The sequence below is a fragment of the Halomonas sp. genome (assembly GCF_034520545.1).
GTDB lineage: Bacteria > Pseudomonadota > Gammaproteobacteria > Pseudomonadales > Halomonadaceae > Halomonas.
In genome coordinates this window covers 168,989-188,806 of record NZ_JAXHNN010000015.1, presented here as the reverse complement: position 1 = coordinate 188,806, position 19,818 = coordinate 168,989, and the positions used below count along the sequence as shown (strand labels likewise).

Annotated in this window: 22 protein-coding genes, 1 tRNA gene, 1 rRNA gene and 1 pseudogene; 13 read left to right on the top strand and 12 right to left on the bottom strand. The window is 65.7% G+C overall.

Going from position 1 to position 19,818, the window contains the following annotated elements:
- Positions 1–110: 110 nt before the first annotated feature.
- The 4 genes from sbcB to minC all read right to left on the bottom strand — a co-directional run bounded on the left by sbcB (position 111) and on the right by minC (position 3,690).
- Positions 111–1,601, bottom strand: coding sequence for an exodeoxyribonuclease I (gene sbcB / locus U5L98_RS16950; RefSeq protein ID WP_322559433.1), 1,491 nt, complete (start codon positions 1,599–1,601; stop codon positions 111–113).
- Between the two features lie 169 nt (positions 1,602–1,770).
- Positions 1,771–2,022 (bottom strand): cell division topological specificity factor MinE, encoded by a 252-nt coding sequence (gene minE, locus U5L98_RS16945; RefSeq protein ID WP_151443507.1) that lies wholly within the window; start codon positions 2,020–2,022, stop codon positions 1,771–1,773.
- The gene (gene minD / locus U5L98_RS16940) at positions 2,019–2,837 is read right to left on the bottom strand and encodes a septum site-determining protein MinD (protein ID WP_322559432.1); all 819 of its coding nucleotides are present in this window, start codon (positions 2,835–2,837) and stop codon (positions 2,019–2,021) included. The genes minE and minD overlap by 4 nt, the downstream gene beginning before the upstream one ends.
- Positions 2,838–2,907: 70 nt before the next feature.
- Positions 2,908–3,690 carry a septum site-determining protein MinC gene (minC, locus tag U5L98_RS16935; RefSeq protein WP_322559431.1) on the bottom strand — a complete coding sequence of 261 codons (783 nt, stop codon included), beginning with the start codon at positions 3,688–3,690 and terminating at the stop codon, positions 2,908–2,910.
- Between the two features lie 256 nt (positions 3,691–3,946).
- On the opposite strand from minC, the gene U5L98_RS16930 reads away from it, so the two are divergent.
- A complete protein-coding gene (locus U5L98_RS16930; protein WP_322559430.1) occupies positions 3,947–6,727 on the top strand; it encodes a DUF349 domain-containing protein in 2,781 nt (926 codons plus the stop codon).
- Positions 6,728–6,831: 104 nt separating this feature from the next.
- Here U5L98_RS16930 and phbB read toward each other — a convergent pair whose 3' ends face one another.
- A complete protein-coding gene (gene phbB / locus U5L98_RS16925) occupies positions 6,832–7,578 on the bottom strand; it encodes an acetoacetyl-CoA reductase (RefSeq protein ID WP_322559429.1) in 747 nt (248 codons plus the stop codon).
- 185 nt (positions 7,579–7,763) lie between these two features.
- On the opposite strand from phbB, the gene U5L98_RS16920 reads away from it, so the two are divergent.
- A tRNA-Met gene (locus U5L98_RS16920) sits at positions 7,764–7,840 on the top strand.
- A 127-nt stretch (positions 7,841–7,967) separates the two neighbouring features.
- Here the strand turns inward: U5L98_RS16920 and U5L98_RS16915 are convergent.
- The gene (locus U5L98_RS16915) at positions 7,968–8,102 is read right to left on the bottom strand and encodes a hypothetical protein (protein WP_322559428.1); all 135 of its coding nucleotides are present in this window, start codon (positions 8,100–8,102) and stop codon (positions 7,968–7,970) included.
- 98 nt (positions 8,103–8,200) lie between these two features.
- Here U5L98_RS16915 and U5L98_RS16910 point away from each other — a divergent pair, with 98 nt between their 5' ends.
- Positions 8,201–9,139 carry a tetratricopeptide repeat protein gene (locus tag U5L98_RS16910; RefSeq protein ID WP_322559427.1) on the top strand — a complete coding sequence of 313 codons (939 nt, stop codon included), beginning with the start codon at positions 8,201–8,203 and terminating at the stop codon, positions 9,137–9,139.
- A 57-nt stretch (positions 9,140–9,196) separates the two neighbouring features.
- Here the strand turns inward: U5L98_RS16910 and U5L98_RS16905 are convergent, their stop codons facing one another.
- Positions 9,197–10,375 carry a PatB family C-S lyase gene (locus tag U5L98_RS16905; RefSeq protein WP_322559426.1) on the bottom strand — a complete coding sequence of 393 codons (1,179 nt, stop codon included), beginning with the start codon at positions 10,373–10,375 and terminating at the stop codon, positions 9,197–9,199.
- Positions 10,376–10,418: 43 nt separating this feature from the next.
- Between U5L98_RS16905 and U5L98_RS16900 the strand changes: the two genes are divergently transcribed.
- The 7 genes from U5L98_RS16900 (at position 10,419) to U5L98_RS16870 (ending at position 14,327) form a co-directional block, all read left to right on the top strand.
- Positions 10,419–10,850, top strand: a complete 432-nt coding sequence (locus tag U5L98_RS16900) for a hypothetical protein (RefSeq protein ID WP_322559463.1) — start codon at positions 10,419–10,421, stop codon at positions 10,848–10,850.
- Positions 10,851–10,947: 97 nt separating this feature from the next.
- Positions 10,948–11,778, top strand: a complete 831-nt coding sequence (locus U5L98_RS16895) for a hypothetical protein (RefSeq protein ID WP_322559425.1) — start codon at positions 10,948–10,950, stop codon at positions 11,776–11,778.
- Positions 11,779–11,918: 140 nt separating this feature from the next.
- Positions 11,919–12,326, top strand: coding sequence for a thioesterase family protein (locus tag U5L98_RS16890; RefSeq protein WP_322559424.1), 408 nt, complete (start codon positions 11,919–11,921; stop codon positions 12,324–12,326).
- Positions 12,323–12,793 carry a Cys-tRNA(Pro) deacylase gene (gene ybaK / locus U5L98_RS16885; protein WP_322559423.1) on the top strand — a complete coding sequence of 157 codons (471 nt, stop codon included), beginning with the start codon at positions 12,323–12,325 and terminating at the stop codon, positions 12,791–12,793. The genes U5L98_RS16890 and ybaK overlap by 4 nt, the downstream gene beginning before the upstream one ends.
- Before the next feature lie 101 nt (positions 12,794–12,894).
- Positions 12,895–13,209 (top strand): hypothetical protein, encoded by a 315-nt coding sequence (locus tag U5L98_RS16880; RefSeq protein ID WP_322559422.1) that lies wholly within the window; start codon positions 12,895–12,897, stop codon positions 13,207–13,209.
- Positions 13,193–13,714, top strand: coding sequence for a DUF501 domain-containing protein (locus tag U5L98_RS16875; RefSeq protein ID WP_322559421.1), 522 nt, complete (start codon positions 13,193–13,195; stop codon positions 13,712–13,714). Before U5L98_RS16880 ends, U5L98_RS16875 begins: the two co-directional genes overlap by 17 nt.
- 58 nt (positions 13,715–13,772) lie before the next feature.
- Positions 13,773–14,327, top strand: coding sequence for a TIGR00730 family Rossman fold protein (locus U5L98_RS16870; RefSeq protein WP_322559420.1), 555 nt, complete (start codon positions 13,773–13,775; stop codon positions 14,325–14,327).
- Between the two features lie 108 nt (positions 14,328–14,435).
- On the opposite strand, the gene U5L98_RS16865 is transcribed toward U5L98_RS16870, so the two are convergent.
- Together U5L98_RS16865 and U5L98_RS16860 are read right to left on the bottom strand one after the other, a co-directional pair.
- Complete coding sequence (locus U5L98_RS16865; protein ID WP_322559419.1) at positions 14,436–14,924, bottom strand: hypothetical protein; 489 nt, start codon at positions 14,922–14,924, stop codon at positions 14,436–14,438.
- A 226-nt stretch (positions 14,925–15,150) separates the two neighbouring features.
- Positions 15,151–15,615 (bottom strand): annotated as a pseudogene (locus U5L98_RS16860) (tetratricopeptide repeat protein); the annotation flags it as partial.
- Positions 15,616–15,837: 222 nt separating this feature from the next.
- On the opposite strand from U5L98_RS16860, the gene U5L98_RS16855 reads away from it, so the two are divergent.
- A complete protein-coding gene (locus U5L98_RS16855; RefSeq protein ID WP_322559418.1) occupies positions 15,838–16,869 on the top strand; it encodes an NADP(H)-dependent aldo-keto reductase in 1,032 nt (343 codons plus the stop codon).
- A gap of 120 nt (positions 16,870–16,989) precedes the next feature.
- Positions 16,990–17,769, top strand: coding sequence for a peroxide stress protein YaaA (yaaA, locus tag U5L98_RS16850; RefSeq protein WP_322559417.1), 780 nt, complete (start codon positions 16,990–16,992; stop codon positions 17,767–17,769).
- Between the two features lie 7 nt (positions 17,770–17,776).
- On the opposite strand, the gene U5L98_RS16845 is transcribed toward yaaA, so the two are convergent.
- Positions 17,777–18,355 (bottom strand): isochorismatase family protein, encoded by a 579-nt coding sequence (locus U5L98_RS16845; protein ID WP_322559416.1) that lies wholly within the window; start codon positions 18,353–18,355, stop codon positions 17,777–17,779.
- Between the two features lie 102 nt (positions 18,356–18,457).
- Between U5L98_RS16845 and U5L98_RS16840 the strand changes: the two genes are divergently transcribed.
- Positions 18,458–19,267: a Tim44 domain-containing protein gene (locus U5L98_RS16840; RefSeq protein WP_322559415.1), complete on the top strand. Its 810-nt coding sequence runs from the start codon at positions 18,458–18,460 to the stop codon at positions 19,265–19,267.
- Between the two features lie 89 nt (positions 19,268–19,356).
- Here U5L98_RS16840 and U5L98_RS16835 read toward each other — a convergent pair whose 3' ends face one another.
- Together U5L98_RS16835 and rrf are read right to left on the bottom strand one after the other, a co-directional pair.
- Complete coding sequence (locus U5L98_RS16835) at positions 19,357–19,557, bottom strand: hypothetical protein (protein ID WP_322559414.1); 201 nt, start codon at positions 19,555–19,557, stop codon at positions 19,357–19,359.
- Between the two features lie 145 nt (positions 19,558–19,702).
- Positions 19,703–19,818, bottom strand: a 5S ribosomal RNA gene (rrf, locus tag U5L98_RS16830).

The following is a 19,818-nucleotide window of genomic DNA, read 5'->3' as shown; positions in this document are numbered from 1 at the left end:
CGTCGGTAGCGCCCAGGGAGGGGTTCACAGCGCCTCCTCGACGGTCCGGCGCTCCGGGGCCTGCCGCCGGATTAGCCCCATGACCGATTCAGCCTCGCGCCCCTCGGCTCTCAAGCGTCGAAGGCCTGAGGTGGCATGATCGCCTCAACGTGCATCACCAGCTCCTCGAGAATCTGCCGGTCACGGTCGGACAACGAGACGCCATTGAGCCGCTCAATTTCCCGAGCGAATCCCTTGAGCGTCATGCCGGCAACGGCCGGATCGTTCATGCGCTCCCAGCGGAAGACCTCCCAGCGTGCCTGCTCCTCGCTCTCCAGCGTCTCCGGATAGCTGCGGGCCCGGTAGCGGAACAGCATCTCCTCGAGACGCGGGTCCTGAAAGGCGAAGCGTGCGCCCACCAGATCCCAGGGGTCGGTCTCGCGCACCTGCTGCATCTGCTGGCGATCCGCTGGCGAGAAGAACCCCCCGGCATAGAGCATCAGGTCCGGATCGTGCGGTGGCTCGGGATGCGGTGCGGCGAAGACCTCGGCAACCCGAGCGGCGACCTCAGGGCGACTCGACAGCAGCTTCCAGTGCTCCCGGCAGGCGGCCAGGTCCAGCCCCAGGCGTTCGACGATCGCACCATACTCTCCCTTGTGCGGCCCCTCCACATCCTTGAGGGCACTGGTCGGAAACAGCACCGGACACTTGTTGAGGTGGATCACTTTCAGTGGAATGCGCTCGGCCCCCTCCGCCAGGTCATCGTTACTGACAAAGACTCGCTCGCGGATCTGCTCCGGGGTGAGCTCCAGCAGCGGGGCCGGGTCCATGGAGAGATCGAAGACGATGACTCCATTGGGGTTGGAGGGATGCTCGGCCAGCGGCATCACCAGGGCACTACAACCACGACTCGCCGGGTAGCGCCGCGAGATGTGCAGCACCGGCTTGCACCCGCGCAGGTCCAGCTGCCGGGCGACGGCCCGCTTGCCGCGCAGCCCCAGCAGGTAGTCGAAGAGCTTGCCGTTGCGCTCGCGCAGTAGCCTCGCCAGGGCGATGGTAGCGCGGACATCGGCCAGGGCGTCGTGGGCCCCCACATGGGCGATGCCGTTGGCGGCCGTCAGGTGTTCCAGCTTGAAGCTCGGCGCACCATCGTCGCGCGTCGGCCACTCGATGCCCTCGGGGCGCAGGGCATGGAAGGCACGCACCACGTCGATGAGGTCCCAGCGCGAGTTGCCGTTCTGCCACTCCCGGGCATAAGGGTCGAGCAAGTTGCGGTAGAAGAGATGACGGCTCACCTCGTCGTCGAAGCGCAGATTATTGTAGCCCAGGGCGCAGGTGCCCGGCTCGCTCATGACCGCTTCGACCACGCCGGCGAACTCCGCCTCTGGCAGGCCATGGCGGCGGGCCTGCTGAGGCGTGATGCCGGTGATCAGGCAGGCCTGAGGGTGGGGCAGGAAGTCATCGGACGGCTTGCAGAAGAGCTCGAGAGGTTCACCGATCTCGTTGAGGTCGGCGTCGGTGCGTATGGCCGCGAATTGGGAGGGCCGATCACGACGCGGATCGGCGCCGAAGGTTTCGTAGTCATGCCACAGGAAGGACTGCGGGGCGGGGGACTGCGCCATGGGCGGGAGCTCTCCGAAAGGCGTGAATTCACGGCCTCCAGCCTAGCACAGGCCCATGTTCGACTCAGCCGCCAAACTCTTGCCAGACTCAGCAGGATTATCTACCCGGACCCGGAGCTATCTTCCTAGACGCTCTGGGCTGTCTTCGCAGACGCTCAGGGCTGTCCGTTCAGGACTTGGGCAGGGTCACATTGAGCTCCAGCACCGAGCAGTTGTCCTCGCTGTCGAGGGTGATATTGACCGCATCGTCATCGATCTGCACGTAGCGGCGGATCACTTCCAGCAGTTCCTTCTCCAGCAGCGGCATGTAATCCGGCTGCCCTCGCTGGGTACGCTGATGGGCCACGATGATCTGTAGCCGCTCCTTGGCGACCGACGCGGACTTCTTGCGCTCGCGCTTCAGGAATTCGAGCAACTTCACCGGCGGACTCCTCCAAACATGCGGCTCAACAGGCCCTTCTTCTGGTACTCGTGGAAGCGCAGAGGCACCTCCTCGCCCAGCAGGCGGGCCACGGTGTCGGCATACGCCTGACCGGCGTCGCTGTCATCGTCGTGGGTGACCGGCACCCCCTGGTTGGACGCCCGCAACACGGCTTCCGACTCCGGGATCAGGCCGAGGAGATCAATGGCCAGAATCTCGCGGATGTCTTCCAGGTTGAGCATGTCGCCCAGGTCGACACGACTCGGGTTGTAGCGGGTGATCAGCAGGTGCTCCTGAATCGGATCCTCGCCACGTTCTGCGCGGCGGGTCTTGGAGGCCAGCAAACCGAGGATGCGGTCGGAATCGCGCACCGAAGAGACCTCGGGATTAGTGACCACGATCGCCGCGTCGGCGAAGTACATGGCCAACTGGGCGCCGCGCTCGATGCCTGCCGGAGAGTCGCAGATGATGAAGTCGAAATCCTTGTTCAGGGTATCGAGCACCTTCTCGACGCCTTCCAGGGTCAGGGCATCCTTGTCGCGGGTCTGGGAGGCCGGCAGGATATGCAGGTTGTCGACCCGCTTGTCGCGGATCAACGCCTGATTCAAACCCGCCTCGCCCTGGATCACGTTGACCAGGTCGTAGACCACACGGCGCTCACAGCCCATGATCAGGTCGAGGTTACGCAGCCCCACGTCGAAGTCGATGACCACGGTCTTCTTGCCACGCAGCGCCAGCCCTGTGGCGATGGCAGCTGCGCTGGTTGTCTTGCCGACCCCACCCTTGCCGGAGGTCACAACGATGATCTTGGCCAAGTGTCGCATCCTGTCTTGTGATGATGAAAGGGAATGGTGGTGAACTCGCTTTTGCCATGCCAAATCGGCATCAGCTCAATGGCGTGATACCCAATTGATCGTCGCTCAGACGGACCTGCACTGGGGTGCCCAATAGTCGCAGATCGACATCCTCGAGACGCTTGTAATTGCCGGCAACCGAGAGCAGCTCGGCATGCAGCTCACGACAGAAGATACCGGCCTGGGCATCGCCATGGATCCCGGCCAGGGCACGACCGCGAAGAGCACCGTAGACATGCACGCTGCCGGCGGCGAGCACTTCGGCGCCGGCATTGACCGACCCCACCACCACCAGGTCGCCCTCGGGAGCGGTCACCTGCTGGCCGGAGCGCACTGTACCGCGGTAGATTCGACCACCCGCCGTGGTGCCAGGCAGCGCGTCAGGCGCCACGATCTCCCCCGGCGGCTCTGAAGGTTCTAACGACTCTGCGATCTCGTCGTCGGCGTCGCCCTCACCGGCGACACTCTCCAGGGGACGCGGGCGGGAAACCTCCTGGGGCGGGAACCAGCCCAGCCCCAGGGCCCATGCCGACTGCTTGACCGGGTCCGGACCACCGCGCACCGCCACAGGCAGCAGCTTGTGAGCCCGGCATACCGCACAGATGCGCTCCAGGGCCAGATGCGGCTCATCGAGCTTCTCGACGTTGAGAACGACCGGGGTATGCTGGAAGAAGGCCGGAGACTGGCTGAGCTTGCCGGCAAGCTGTTCACGGATGCGCTCGGGATCGGCGCTGGTCAGCTCCATGACCGTCATCGGCAGCATCCCCCCCTTGAAGGTGAATGCCATGCTGTCCCTGTCCACTTTGAGACTCATTGCCGAACTCCACGTCGGGTGATGATCGGGGTATAGCCACAAAGCTAAGCGAGTGGCTGCGCCCCTGCAACCGATCATACGGCCATGCGGAGGTCATTGTCAGTGTCTCCGGACGGCCACAGCTGCTCGCTGGTGGACTTTTCTGCAGGCGCAGCACGTGCTTAGATACTCACGGATCGGTCCCCACGCCTTCGCCGCCAACAATAATGATCTTCCTGCGCCCCACCGGGGCGCGTTCCCATTGTCAGGATGCCCCATGTCTGGACTCCTTCGTCGCCTGTTCGCCCCGCGCTGGAAACACCCGGATCCCGAGGTCCGCCGCCAGGCAGTGGCCCGCCTCGACCCTCTCCTTGATGAGCAGCACCGTGCCCTCGAGCAGCTCGCCCTCGATCCGGACGCCGGGGTGCGCGAAGCCGCCCTGACCCACCTGGAGGACCCCGAGCGCCTGCTGACGCTGTACCAGGAAGGCGACGCCACTCCGGAATTGCGGCAACAGCTGGTAGCCCTGCTCGCTGGCCGCCGCGGCCAGCATGATCTGGCGACACGCACCACCTTGGTGGAGCGGATCGAAGACCCTGAGCTGCTCAATGAGCTGGCCCTGCAGGGCGACAACCAGCAGCTGCGCTTCGCCGCTCTGGCTCGCCTAGAGGCGGAAGAGGACCTGATACGCCAGGCCTGCGACAACGGCATCGCCGCCGTGCGTCATGCCGCCGCCGCTCGGGTCGAGAGCGAGGCAGGGCTCTACCGACTCGCCCACGAGGCGCGGCGTGACCGCCAGGTGGCTCGCAAGGCACGCGAACGCCTCAACCGGCTGCGGGCGGACGCCGCTTCCCTGGCGTCCGCCCGAGAGCGCCGTGAGGCTCTGCTCGAGAAGCTCGAGCAACACGCCAGAAGCCCCTGGGAGCCGCTTTATGCCGGTCGTTTCCGCCACCTGATGCGCGAATGGTCCAAGCTCGAGGACCTTCCGAACGCACAGCAGGAGCATCGCTACCAGGAGGCCTGCCTGCACTGCCGCAAAGTCATCAGCGACCACGATGCCCAGGAACATGCCCGGGATGCGGCGGACCGTCAGCGCGAGGACGCTGACCAGGCCCGGGAATCGCTGATCGAGGCGCTGGAAGAGAGTCTCGAGGGCCTGCAGCAAGGAGACCGGCTCACCGACCAGGACATCGCCAGCCTGCGCGCCCAGAAGCGCCTGCTGGCCACTCGCTGGCAGGCACTCTCCGACCATCACCTGGCCGACGAGGTACTGCGCGAGCGCTATGACCATGCGCTCGCCGCCTACGAGAGCATCGCCCAGGCTCGGGTACGGCTGGACGAGCGCGCCGACGCGATCGAGCAGGCCCTGGCCGACGGCGATGACGAACGCCTCGAGGCGCTGGTGGCGGCCTGTGGCTGGCCACAGGGCCTGGCACCGGCGCCGCTTCTGCAACGTGCCCGTGAGCGCCTCACCGCCGACAACACTCGGGAAGACAGCGGCTTGGACGCCCGGCTTTCGCGGTTCGTCGAAGAGCTCGACGAACTCGAACGCCTGCTGGATAGCGGCGCCTTCAAGGGTGCCAGCAAGCTTTATCAACACCTGCGCCAGCAGGCCGAACAGTTGCCCCAGGCACCGCGGCAACCCCACCAGGCGCGCCTCAAGCACCTCGCCGCAAGGCTCGCTGAACTCCGTGACTGGCGCGGCTTCGTCGCCGGCCCCAAGCGCGACCAGCTGTGCATTGCCATCGAGGAGCTGGCTGACGACTCAGCCCCGACCGAGGTCGAGCTCGACCGCCGCCATCGTCAACTGGTCAAGGAGTGGAAGGCCCTGGGCGATGCGGCCGCCAACCGGGAACAGTCCACCCGCTTCCGCGCCGCCTCCGACCGAATTCACGAACGCCTCGCCCCCTGGCGGGAACGACAGCAGGCCGAGCGCCAGCGAAACCTGGAGGCACGCGAGTCGCTATGCGAGCAACTCGAGACACTGCTCGAGCAGCCCGACCATGAGGCCGACCCCGATGCGCTGCGCGAGATTCGTGACCGCTCGCGAGAGCAATGGCGCCGCTTCGCCCCCGTGCCCCGCGAGCAGGCCGAGTCCGTCGGACGACGCTTCGGGCGCATCCGTCATGACCTCCAGGCCCTCATCGACCGGCGTGCCCGGGAGATCGCCGAGGCCAAGCGAGACCTGATCGAGCAGACCCGCGAGCTGCTGGCTCGGGACATGCCCGCGACCAAGCGGGCCGACCAGGCCAAGACGCTACAACGCCGCTGGCGCGAGCTGGGCCGCGCCCCCAAGGGCGAGGAACAGGCCCTTTGGCGGGAGTTCCGTACGCTGTGCGACGATATCTTCGCTAGCCGGGAGGCCGCCCGGGATGACCAGGCCCAGCGCAACCGGGCCCGACTGGATGCCATGCAGGCGCTGATCGACCGGTTGGACAGCTGGCACCCGACAGACAGCCGCGAGGCTGACGTGCTGGATGAAGCCGTCCGCGAGGCCAGTGCACTGGAGCCCCTGCCCTCGGGACGGCGCAGCGAAGGCATGCGCCGTCGCTGGACGGGTATCGTGCGGGCCCGTCGCGAGCGCCTGGCCCGCCTGTCGCTGGCCGAGGAAGCTGAGCGCTGGCAGGCCATCCGCCCCCTGCTCAATGCCCACTTGCAGGCAGACGCCCGGTGCCTGGCCGGCGGCCCCGTGGAGAAGGTCGCCGTACCAGACGACCTGGCCCTGCCGAGTGCACTGCGCCGGGCCCATGATCGTCGAAATACCGCTCGCCAGTCCGGCGCAGATGATGGCGTAGAGGAGCGACTGGTACGCCTGCGGGCCCATCTGTCACTGCTGGCCGGTGGTCGCGCCAACCGGCGTGACGAGCCGCTTCGCCTGGCGATCCAGGTCGAACGCCTCAACGAAAATCTGGGCCAGCAGACCTCCCGTGCCGAAGAGCTCCATCAGATACTGGCCGATCTACTGGCCAACGGTCCGATGCCCGAGAAACTCTGGGAGCGTGAAGTGGGTGAACTCGACCGCATGCTCGAGAGTCTTGCCGAGCTGCCTCCGCCCTGAGCCCGAACACTGTCCCCAGACACGACAACGCGAGGCTCTCGCCTCGCGTTGTCGTGTCTGCCACCGGGATCACAGGCGGCAGAAGGCGTGCGGGGGTGGGACGATCAGCCCATGAACTGCCCACCATTGATGTCGATGTTGGCGCCGGTGATGAAACCCGACTCCTGGTCGGCGAGGAATGTCACCAGACGACCGATCTCTTCGGGCGTCCCGTAACGCTTGACCGGGATGGTCTCGCGAATGGCCTCACGCACCTTCTCGGGAATGTTCATGATCATGTCAGTGGCGATGTAGCCGGGAGACACCGTGTTCACGGTAATGCCCTTGGTGGCGGTCTCCTGAGCCAGCGACATGGTCAGGCCATGCATGCCCGCCTTGGCGGCAGCATAGTTGACCTGGCCGAACTGACCCTTGCGGCCATTGATAGATGAGATGTTGATGATCCGGCCATAGCCCTTCTCGAGCATGCCCTCGATCACACTACGGCAGGTGTTGAAAACGCTGTTGAGGTTGGTATCGATGACCTCGTGCCACTGATCCGACGTCATCTTCTTCAGGGTGCCGTCTCGTGTGATCCCGGCACAATTGACCAGAACGCTCACGGGACCATGCTTCTCCTCGATCTCCTTGACCCCTTTCAAGCAGGCATCAAAGTCGACCAGGTCGATCCCGGCGATGTCGATGTTATCGAAACCCTCGGACTTCTGGGTTTCCAGCCACTTCTTGGCCTTGTCCGGGTTATTGTAGCCGGCAACCACCATATAACCTTCTTTGGCGAGCGTGCGGCAGATCGCGGAGCCGATGCCACCAGTACCACCGGTGACCCAAGCGACGGGTGCTTGTGTTGTCATTGATTACCTCCCTGATATGCATGACGTGTGGCGTGGCGTCAGGCCGGCCATCACCAGTCTTGTTCATTTGCCTGTCACCTCGGTGACAGTAGGGGGATTATGGACCAGAGAGAGCCATCGGGACGAGCGTTTGAAATCAATCCTTGACCAAAGGCGTATACCTTGTAGAATACGCCCCACGTTGATGCGGGGTGGAGCAGTCTGGTAGCTCGTCGGGCTCATAACCCGAAGGTCATCGGTTCAAATCCGGTCCCCGCTACCAAATTCGAGAGAGGCCAGAGCAAACCGGTTCTGGCCTTTCTCATGCCTGCGGTAACCCCTTCTGGTAGCTCGTCGGGCTCGGCTCTCCACAACCCCAGGAGGGTCATCGGTTCCCTGTCGTGTGCGCGTCAGCGGTCCCCGCTACCTTCCCCTCTCCCCTTGATGGCGAGGGCCATGCCCAGCAGGCCGCCCAGCAAGACGGTGACGCAGAACCCGCCTGTCACCCCGGCTAGCAGCAGGGCCACCGCCATCGATGAGGTCACACGCAGTATTCCTCGCAGCAGAGGCCGGATCCCCTTGAAGTTGCGGGCGATCACCCACATCTACTGAGCAAATCCATATTTATGCAAGGCTAGCGATCATGCCCATCGTCGATCCCCGCACCGGTGAGCCGCTCACCGGCGACCTAACCGCCGGCGAGAATGCCGACGCCTCATCTCCCGGTGGCCAGAACGCCGAGATGATCATCGACGCCGATACCAGCAACATCCAGCAGCTGCTCGAGACCTCGATGCAGGTGCCGGTCCTGCTCGCCTGCTGGTCTCCCTCCAGCGAGCCCAGCAAGACCCTGACGCCGATCCTCGAGAAGCTGGCCCGGGAGTATCAGGGCACCTTCATCCTCGCCAAGCTCAATATTGACGAGAACCAGGATATCGCCGGTCAGCTCGGTGTGCGTTCGGTGCCGGACGTCAAGCTGATCAGCCAGGGCGGCCTGGTCGACCACTTCCAGGATGCCCTGCCGGAGAAGCAGGTGCGCGAGTGGCTGGGGCGTTACTTCCCGGCGCCGGAAGAGGCCCCGGCGACCCCCGAAGACCAGGCCGCCGAGGCGCTGGCCGCAGGCGACGCCGCCACTGCACGGCAAATCTACCAAGAGCTGGTGCAGCAGTATCCCCAGCATACCCCCTATCAGGTGGAGCTGGCCCGCGCCCTGGTGGCCGAGGGTCAGGCCGAACAGGCCCGCGACCTGCTGGACAACCTCCCGCCGGAGGAGCGCGACGCCGCCCCGGCCCGCGGCGTGCGCGCCAGCATTGAGTTTGGCGAGCAGGCCCCCTCCGCGGAGGAGCTGGCCGCCCTGGAAGGCCGCGACGACAGCGAGGCCCAGTACAAGCGCGCCCTGCGACAAGTAGCCGACGGCCATTACGAGGCCGGCCTGGATGCCCTGCTGGCACTGATGAAGCACGACCGCGCGTACGGCGAGGATGCCGCCCGCCGCACACTGTTGCAGGTGTTCGATGCACTTGGCGCCGACCACCCGCTGACGGTCGCCTACCGCCGCAAGCTCTTCGCGTTGCTTTACTGAACTGCCGATTGTCTAGATGACCTTGCACGGCCGCCTGATGAGGCGGCCGTGTCTGTTTCAACCCCTGAGCACACCGTCCAACCTGGCCAGCGCGGCGTCCAGCTGGGTGGCGGTGGTGCCGAAATTGAGGCGGGCGAAGCCCGGCCAGCCGAAATCGGCCCCGTCGGAGAGCGCGACGCCAGAGCGTTCGAGCAGCAGCTGCTGCGGCGACCCCACCAGGCCTTCGAGCGCTCGCGCGTGGCGCAGATCCAACCAGGCCAGGTAGGTGGATTCGGGCGGGCTCATGGCAACGCCGGGCCAGTTGGCTACCCGCTCGACCAGCGTCTGGCGATGACCGCGCAACACGGCCAGCAGTGCCTGCCGCCACGGCTCGCCATGAGCATGAGCGGCCTCGGCGGCGACCAGTCCCAGCACGTTGCCGTCGGGGGTCAGCCCCTTGATGCCCCGGGCAAAGCGGCGCCGCAGGTCGGGGTCGGGAATCACCGCGCAGGCGGTGGTCAGCCCCGCCAGGTTGAAGGTCTTGGAGGGCGCCCAGAGGGTCAGGGTGCGCGAGACCAGCTCGGGAAATTCAACCGCCAGCGGCACATGGCGGGCGCCTTGGTCGAGCAGCAGGTCGCAGTGCAGCTCGTCGGAGACCACGTAGAGATCGTGGCGCTCGACCAGCTCGGCAAGCCCTGCCAGCTCCTCGCGCGTCCACACCCGCCCGGTGGGGTTGTGCGGCTGGCACCAGAGCAGCAGGCGGGTCTCGGATGTGATCGCCGCCTCCAGGGCATCAAGATCGAGTCGCCACGGTTCGCCGGGCGCCGCCGGGGCTTGCATGGCCGCCTGCTGGGGCCGCCGCCCGGTGCGCTCGGCCACCTTGAGGAAAGGGGGGTAGATGGGCGTCACCGTCAGCACGCCGTCGCCGGGCTCGGTCAGCGCCAGGCTCGCCATGTGCAGCGCCGGCACCACCCCCGGCAACCATAGCTGCCAGCCAGGCTCGATGGCCCAGCCGTAGTGCTCGGCGCTCCAGGCGCAGAGGGTCTCGCGCAGCGAATCAGGTATCCTGCCGTAGCCGAAGACACCATGCATGACCCGTGCCTGCAGGGCCTCGATGACCGCAGGGGGCGAAGCGAAGTCCATGTCGGCGACCCACAGCGGCAGCACGTCATCGTCGTAGCGATGCCATTTCTGCGAGGGCCAGTCGCCGCCCGAGGGGTGGCGACGCTCGACGGGCGTGGCAAAATCGAATTCCATGTGCAGTTCCCGATCCCAGAAGGCCAGCAAGATGAACGAGACCATGCCCCAAGACAGCTTCTATGCCAAGGTACGCCGCGGTCTGCCCGCGCTGGTGGGTCAGTGGCTGACGCTCGGTCAGGGGGATGAAGACCGCCTGGCACTGCTGCTCGCCGAGACCGCCAGGGTGACGCGAGTCGGCCGCCCCGAGACCACGCCGTCGGGGGCCACCCTCGTTGACTGGAGCCGTCCCGACGGCGAGGAACCGCCCCTCTGGGCAGCCCGCACCGCCACTTTCCTGCTGTCGCAGATGCCTGCCCGACCAACGCCGGCCGATGACGACGAAGCCTGTGCCTGGGCCTACTGTTGGCTGCGCAACCGCGACTTCGAGGACCTGGAGGCCGCCGAGCAGGCGCTGCCCGAGCACCTGCGCGAGCCGCTGGACGCCGCCCTGAGGGCCGCCTGGACCGACCTCAAGGGGCTGCGGCTGGTGTAGTTGCCAGGCTTCGGGGCGCCTGTCGGCGCCATTCGGGGAGGCGAGCCGCGCTCCCACAGAAGGCTCGACAAGCCCGTTCAAGGATAAGGAAAGCAGCATGGAAGTTCCCCTGAGTTGGCAGCTGGCCAAGCTGCTGGTATCGATCGGCGTGGTACTCGGTCTCTCGGTGATCGCCGAGCGTGTCAGCACCCGCGTGGCCGGCCTGCTCGCCGGCTACCCGCTGGGCACCGCCATCGCGCTGTTCTTCATCGGCCTGGAGATCTCACCGGCGTTCGCCACCCAGAGTGCCGTGCACACCCTGGCCGGCTTCACCGCCACCCTGGCGCTGGGGGGCGGCTACCTGCTCTGCGCCCGCCGCGACGGCCTGCCCGGCGTGCTCGCCGGCACTGCGGGCGGGTTTGCCGCCTGGCTGGCGGTGAGCCTGCTGCTGACCCAGGTGGAGTTCACACGCCTGACCGGCACCCTGACCACCCTGGTGGCGATCATCGTATTCATCCGGCTCTATCGTCGTGTGCCGGAAACCGCGACCGGCGCCCGCGGCGGCTTCAGCTGGGGGGCGCTGGGCCTGCGCGCCGCGCTGGCCGCCGGCATCATCTTCCTGATCACCGGTCTCGCCCACGTGATGCCGGCCGCCTGGGCCGGTGTGATGGCCGCCTTCCCGGTGACCATGTATCCCTTCCTGGTGATCCTGCATCTGACCCACGGCGCCGCCCCGGTAGCCACGGTGATCAAACACTACCCGGCCGGGCTCGGTGCGCTGCTCTGGTATGCCCTGTGCGTTTCGCTGACCTATGACAGCCTGGGGCTGGTGCTTGGCACCCTGATTGGCTTCGCCGTCGCCACCGCCTGGCTGCTGGCCTGGACCCGCCTGCTGGCCTGGCGGGCCGCTCGTCTGGCCGCACGAGCACGGCGGGGCTATCGCCAATAGGCATAGCCAGAGGCGCCGGGGATAAGCTTCGAGCGATAGTACTAACTGCAATGGCCTTACCAGGCACATGCCAGGACTTGACCGAGCGCTTGCTCGGGGCAAAGCTATCAGGCTCACAATAAATCAGAGGACCTCCCCCGATGTTCACCCGCACCATCGAACCCGCCTTCTACGACACCGATGCCCTGGGCCACGTCAACAACACCCGTCTGCCGGCCTGGTTCGAACTGGCTCGCAACGACCTCTTCAGGCTGTTCACGCCAGATCTGGACCCTCGCAAGTGGCGCCTGATCATGGCGCGCATGGAGGTCGACTATCGGGCCGAGCTGCAGTACGGCCGCGATATCGAGATCCGCACCTATCTCTCGCGGCTCGGCAACAGCTCCTTCACGGTGAGCCAGGAAGCGCGCCAGGACGGACAGCTGACCAACCTTGGCCATGTCGTAATGGTCCACTTCGACCACCAGGCCAAGAAGGCCGTCCCCATCGAGGGTGAGCTGCGCGAGGCTCTCAAGGCCCACCTTCAGGCGGAGCCGGCAGACGCATGACCCCGGCGGTGAAGGTCCTTGAGAAGGCAGGTGTCGCGTTCACCCTGGTCGAGTATGAGCATGACCCGCGCAGCCCGGCCTATGGCGAAGAGGCCGCACGAGCGCTGGGGCTCTCGCCTGATGAGGTGTTCAAGACCCTGCTCGCCAGGTTCGACGACGGGCGCCTGGTGATGGCCATCGTGCCGGTTTCGACCCAGCTCGACCTCAAGGCCCTGGCTCGAGCGGCCGGGGGCCGCAAGGCCACCCTGGCCGATCCCGCCGATGCCGAGCGGGCCACCGGCTATGTGGTCGGGGGCATCAGCCCGCTAGGCCAGCGCAAGCGTCTGCCCGTCTTCCTCGACGCCAGCGCCGAGCAGCTCGCGACCCTTCACGTCAGCGGCGGTCGCCGCGGGTTGGAGATCAGCCTGGCACCGGACGACCTGGCAAGGCTGACCGGAGCTCGCTGCGCCCCCCTGGCACGGCGCTGAACCATTCCAAAGCCACTCCAAAGCCATCTCAAAGCCACCCACGAGCCGATCCTTGGCCAAGGGTGTCACAACTAGACCGCCATCCACCGACGGGAGTCCCCATGGCCATCCGCTACACCCTCTGGCTGGACCCGGACGACACCCCCCGGCATCGCGCCGTCGAAGCCGACCTGAAGCGCTACTTCATCGAGCGCTTCGCCGACTATCCACACATCCGCTTGTTCGGCGCCGACCCCTACGATTATGATGCGCCGTTCAATCGCCTCTACGATGTGCTGATGGCGCGGGCCGGCGAGTATTGCGAGCGGGAGTGGCGCTATGTGCCCACCCCCGAGCAGCTCAACCGCGCCTTCTTCCTCGCCGTGGGGAACTCGAACAAGTTCATACGGGACAACGACGATGGTGATCCGCACTGACCTGGAACCTGATGCGCGGCAGCTGGCCATCATCACCGAGCAACTCGGCCGCGCCCCCCGCGGTATCGAGGCCCTGGCCGCCACCGACGGTGATGGCACCCCGCTGGTGCTGCGCATGGCGCCCATCGTCGATGGCAGGCCCTTCCCGACGCTCTACTGGCTCTGCTCCGAACGCCTAAAGGTCGAGATCTCGCACCTAGAGGCCGCCGGGGTGATCAAGCAGCTGGAGAGCCGCCTGCAGCAGGACCCTGACTTCCTGGCCGCCTACCACCGTTGCCACGACGCCTACGTGGCCGCCCGCTGGGCCTTCATGAGCGAGGCACAGAAGGCCGAGGTCAATCGGCTGGGTTATGAAGGCGTGCTCACCGAGCGTGGTATCGGCGGCATCACCAACCGCGACCAGGTGCGCTGCCTGCATACCCAGTATGCCCACCACCTCTGCGGCGAGAACGTCATCGGGCAATGGCTCGACGCGACCTACGGGATAGCCGACTGCCTGCGCTGACTCGGGCTTTCGAGCCCCGGCGTGGCCGTTAGCATAAGTTCTTGCCAAGGAGGAGAGCATGTCGAGATTCTGCGTCTATCTGGGGTCCCGGGAGGGCCATGACCCGCAATTCCTCGAGGCCGCGCGCCAGCTCGGCACCATGCTGGCCCAACGCGGCCACGGCCTGGTATACGGCGGCGCCCGCGTCGGCCTGATGGGTACCCTCGCGGATGCCGTGATGGCGGCCGGCGGCGAGGCCATCGGGGTGATGCCCGACCATCTGGTCGAGCGCGAGCAGGCCCACCACGGTCTGAGCGAATTGGTGCGGGTTTGCAACATGCACGAGCGCAAGGCAAGCATGGCCGCCCACGCCGATGCCTTCATCGTGCTACCCGGCGGCATCGGCACCCTGGAAGAGTTCTTCGAGGCCTGGACCTGGCACTACCTGGGCCTGCACGACAAGCCCATCGGCGTACTCGATACCGCCGGCTTCTACGCCCCGCTGCTGGCCTTTCTCGACAACACCGTGCAGCACGGCTTCCTCAATGGCCGCACCCGGGCCGAGCTGATCGATGCCACGGAGCCCGCCGAGCTGCTGGATGCGCTGGAGAGCCGTCTGGCCGCGCAAAGCTAGCCCACCGCGGCGCCGTGCCGAACGGCTTGATCACGCTCGTTGATAGCGGGTTATCGCTGTTGCCAGGGAAGCCCTCTCGCCGCTCAGCGGCGAGAGATGGGCCGGTTGTCAGACGCCAAGGGTGTGCTGGTAGGTCAGCTGTAGCAGGCGGGCATCGTCGCCGGCCCGATGCCGATGGATGCCCTGCTGGCGGATGATGGCTTCCTTGGTCTGGCTCCACAGGGCTTGCTGCGCCTCGCTGAGCAGGATGCGCAGCGCCTCGAGGCGAAAGGCCGGCAGCATGCCGGCATGGTGAAAAAGCAGCGACAGCCAGGTGTTATCGTAGCCCCAGCTGTCACTGTAGGCGATGCCGACCTCTCCCAGTTCATCATTGAGCCAGCAGGCCACTTGGCGCACCGGATAGCCTTCGCGCTGCAGCCGCCCGCGACTGATGCCGTGCAGCAGTTCGGCCTTGGGATCCCAATGCGTCCACTCCTCCAGCGGCTGGATGAGAAAGGCACAGGTACTCCCATCGGCGCGGGCCAGGCCGACCTCGATAGGGTAGCTACCGCGCCCGAAGCCGGACGCCTCGATATCCAGCAGTGTGGGTAGCGTCACGGGCGGGAGAGTCCTTGGTCGAGATGGCCGATGGCAATGGAAGGCTAGGGACTAGTCGAATTTGACCGATCGTTTCGATAGAGGCAGCTCGATCAGCGTCAAGGTCGACAGGTCCCTAGTGTTGCGTTTCGCCTTCGGCCCTGTCCAGTGAATCAGAGCCCAGTGAATCAGAGCCCGGAGAACCGGAGCCCGTCAAATCCGAGTCAAGCGAGCCGGCCAATCCCACCAGATGATCGGCCAGGGCCTGCCAGTACCCGGCCTTCTCGGTATCCACCGGCAGCCCGAGATCGCCATTGCGGTAGGCGCGGGACAGGCGGGTCGCCGCCAGGGCATGGCCCGCCTCACCGGCACGCGCATACCAGGTCACGGCGTGATCCTCGCGGCGCGGATACTGGGCACAGCCGTGCTCACGAATCTGGCCGGCCTGGTACTGGGCCTTGGCATCCCCGGCATGGGCCGCCTCCAGCACGTAGCGCGCGCCCCGGGCCTTGTCCTGGGGAGTGGCGCCGCGGTGAAAGAGCATATGACCATACTGCGACAGTGCCGCCCGATGTCCGGCATCGGCACAGCGCTGGAAAAGATGCATGGTCAAGCGCTGAGTTCGCGGCGAGCGAGGCAGCCAACGAGTATGGAAGAGTTGCTGTGCAAGCCGGTACTCGAGCCGGGTGAACAATGAGGATGCCTCAGACATATCGACAATCCTGCGTCCATTGGTGCGGAACTGGTATCGGCGACATCCTGTGGCCGGTATCACTTCCTGCGGAAACGGTGGCCCTGCGGACTCCGCCGGGGCAACGGGGTGGCAAGCATACGCGCGCCCCGACAGTGACTCAACCCCGGGATTTGCTGCGCTGCTCGGGCCCGTCTACCATGCCGGCTCAAGCCTACTCAGCAGCCCCGCCAGGAGTGACGAATGCAGACGCGACCACTAGGCGATACCGGCATCGAGGTCAGCCGCCTGTGCCTCGGCACCATGACCTTCGGCGAGCAGAACAGCGAGGTTGATGCCCACGAGCAGCTCGACCGTGCCGTGGCCTTCGGCATCGACTTCATCGACACCGCCGAAATGTATCCGGTCCCTCCCGAGGCCGATACCCAGGGTCGCACCGAGGCCTATATCGGCAGCTGGCTGAAGCGCCGCGGCAGCCGCGATGACGTGATCATCGCCACCAAGGCCGCTGGCCCCGGTCTTGAGTATATCCGCGGCGGCCCGCGGCTGACCCGCGAGCACCTCCACCAGGCGGTCGATGACAGCCTCACCCGGCTGCAGACCGACTATGTAGACCTCTACCAGCTGCACTGGCCAGACCGGAAGGGCAATTTCTTCGGCAAGCTAGGCTATGTGCACGACCCTGAAGAAGATGCCACGCCACTGGAGGAGACGCTATCGGCGCTCAAGGAGCTGGTGGATGCCGGCAAGATTCGCGCCGTCGGGCTCTCCAACGACACGCCCTGGGGTGTGATGCGCGCTCTTCACCTGGCCGACAGCCTGGGCCTGCCGAGGGTCGCCAGCATCCAGAACCCTTACAGTCTGCTCAACCGCACCTTCGAGGTGGGGCTGGCCGAGATCGCCCACCGCGAGCGGGTGGGGCTGCTGGCGTACTCGCCGCTGGCCTTCGGTATGCTTTCCGGCAAGTACCTGGATGGCGCCCGACCGCCCGGTGCCCGGTTGACCCTGTTCGAGCGCTTCCAGCGCTATACCAACCCGCTGGCCCAGGCGGCGACAGCCGACTATGTGCAGATCGCACGCGATCATGGCCTGGACCCGGCCCAGATGGCCCTGGCCTACGTCAACTCACGCCCCTTTCTGACCAGCAACATCATCGGCGCCACTTCCCTGGAGCAGCTGGAGAGCAATCTGGCCAGCGAGTCACTGCGCCTCGACGCCGAGGTGCTGGAAGCCATCGAGGCCGTTCATCAGCGCATCCCCAACCCCGCACCCTGATCTCTAGACGAAGAGTGCCGCAGCGATGGGCTATTACCCCGATAGCCCATCGCCCCCAGGGCGCTTGATATACTGGCAGAACTGCCAACAGGCCATCCCCTTCAGGTACAGGAGAGCCCCATGCTGAGCGTGATCTCGCCCGCCAAGACGCTGGATTTCGAGACCCCGGCCACCACGAGCCTGCATACCCAGCCGGATCATCTCGATCGCAGCCGTGAGCTGATCGAGATCCTGCGCGACTACTCTCCCCAGCGGCTAAGCGAGCTGATGGGCATCAGCGACAAGCTGGCCGGGCTCAATGCCGCACGCTTCGCCGAGTGGCACACCCCCTTCACGCCCGACAACGCCAAACCCGCCGCCCAGGCCTTCCAGGGGGATGTCTACACGGGGCTCGAGGCCGATACCTTCAGCGACGAGGACAACGCCTTCGCCCAGGAGCATCTGCGCATTCTCTCCGGCCTATACGGCCTGCTGCGCCCGCTGGACCTGATCCAGCCCTACCGCCTGGAGATGGGGACCAAGCTGGAGAATCCCGCAGGCAAGGATCTCTACGCCTTCTGGAAGCAAACCCTCACCGCAGAGCTCGAGCGCGCCGTGGCGAACAGCGGCAGCTCGGTGCTGGTCAACCTGGCTTCCAACGAGTACTTCAAGGCGATCGACACCACGGCGCTCACCTCGCGGGTGATCACGCCGGTGTTCAAGGACGAGAAGAACGGCAAGCTGAAGATCATCAGCTTCTACGCCAAGAAGGCCCGCGGCCTGATGGCCGCCTGGATCATCCGTGAGCGCCTGGACGACCCCGAGGACCTCAAGGACTTCGACGTGGCGGGCTACGCCTTCAACGCCGCCCTCTCGGAGGGCGATACCCTGGTCTTCACCCGCGCCGAGGGGGCCGTGTGAGAGCCTCCTAGCCGGAAAAAATCAGCGGGCGCGCCGAGCGTCCCTTGAGAAAGTGACGATGGGCCTGTTTGAAGCGCGCGTCGTCGCAGCGATGCAACCACTCGTAGGCGACCATGTCGGCACTCACCGGCACCGCCCCGGCCTGCACCATCCGCTCCTTGGCCAACCGCGCCTCGTCAGCCCGTCGGCTGGCGCAGGCCTCCACCAGCCAGTAGACCTCATAGCCCGCCTCGAGCAGGCCGAGGCCGGTCTGCATCACGCAGATATGGGCCTCGGTGCCACACAGCACCACCTGGTGGCGATCACCGACGGCCATGGCCTCGGCGAAAGCCGGCTCGGCATGGGCATCGAAGTGAACCTTGTGCCAGAGGCGATGCGCCGGCAACGCCTCGAGCAGGCGCGGTTCACTGCCACCGAGTCCTTCAGGATATTGTTCGGTAACCCACACAGGCACATCGAGCTCGCCGGCCATGCCGCTCATCCAAGTGGCCTCGGTCACTGCCTGGTCACCGTGTTCAATGACAGGCAGCAGGCCGGCCTGCAAGTCGACGATCAACAACAGGCTTTTCTCTCGCGTCAGGCGCATAGGACGGCCTCCCCTCTTTAATAGTCGTGACTGCCCAGCATAGCCGCTAGAATGGAGGCTTCCGAGCCTTTGTCATCCCCCTTCCCGATGGAGAACCTCCTGATGCGTCACCTTTTCGTCATGCTCGTGGTCGGCGTGCTGGGCTTCGGCCTGGCCGTGGACCACGCCGATGCTCGCCGCATGGGTGGCGGCAAGACCTTCGGCAGCCAATCCCGCACGGTGCAGCAGCCCGCGGCGACCCAGAACCAGGCTACCGGCAGCCGCGCCGCTCAGACGCGACCCGGCTCGCGGATGCGCGGCATGTTCGGCGGCCTGCTCGCGGGCGGCCTGTTCGCTGCGCTCTTCTTCGGTGGTGCCTTCGATGAACTGCGTCTGATGGATATCTTGCTGGTCGCTGGCGTCGCCTTCCTGCTCTTTAGGCTGTTCGCCCGGCGACGGCCGGTCATGGCTGGAGGCGCGGGCCAGTCGGATGCCCCCACAGGGCCCCAGCACTTCCAGGCCGAGCAAGCACCGTTGAGCAGCGGCACCGCCTTCGTTTCGGAGCCAGAGTGGTTCGACCGGGAACGCTTCCTCGGCAGCGCCAAGGAGCATTTCATGACTCTGCAGCGCGCCTGGGACAACAACGATTTCGCCGGCATTCAGGAGTACGTGACGCCGGAGCTCTACAATCTGCTGCGTGAAGAGCGGGACCGACAGCCCGCCAATAATCGCACCGAGGTCGTGCGGCTGTTCGCCGAACTCGGCGACATCCGCGAGGTGGGCCAGGAGGCTGAGGCTACGGTGATCTTCCACGGCATCATCGCCGAGAACGGCGAGGAGAACGAGTTCAACGAGACCTGGCATCTGACTCGCCAGCTGCGCGACGGCGCCCCCTGGTACCTGCAGGGGATCGAGCAGAACCCCGGTGCCTGACGCCGCCACGAACGGATAGGCTAATACACAAGAGGCCGGGCAATATGCCCGGCCTCTTCATTGCTTTATCCGCCAGCGGAGACGGGGAATCAGTTCTGGGCGTCCTCGGCTGCTTTTTCTATCTCGTCGCCCATTTCCTCCATGCCTTCGCCCATTTTTTCCATGGACTCGTCGATATTCTCGCCTGCCTGCTCCGCCGGCCCCTGCTCTTCCTCACAGGCCGCCAGACCAGCGCCCAGCATAGCAATCAGCAGGGCAAGACCTATCTTGCGCATCGTTACGTTCTTCATGCTCATCTCCTTCTGAGACGTCCAGAAAACCATAGACGTTACCAGCCGAACTTTCCACTTCGGATTGGAACATCGGGTAACGGTACAGGTACCAGACATGAAAAACCCCGAGCTCTTTCGAACTCGGGGGTTTCTCGGGATAGGTGCCTGACGATGACCTACTCTCGCATGGGGAGACCCCACACTACCATCGGCGCTGAGCGGTTTCACTGCTGAGTTCGGCAAGGGATCAGGTGGTTCCCGCACGCTATGGTCGTCAGG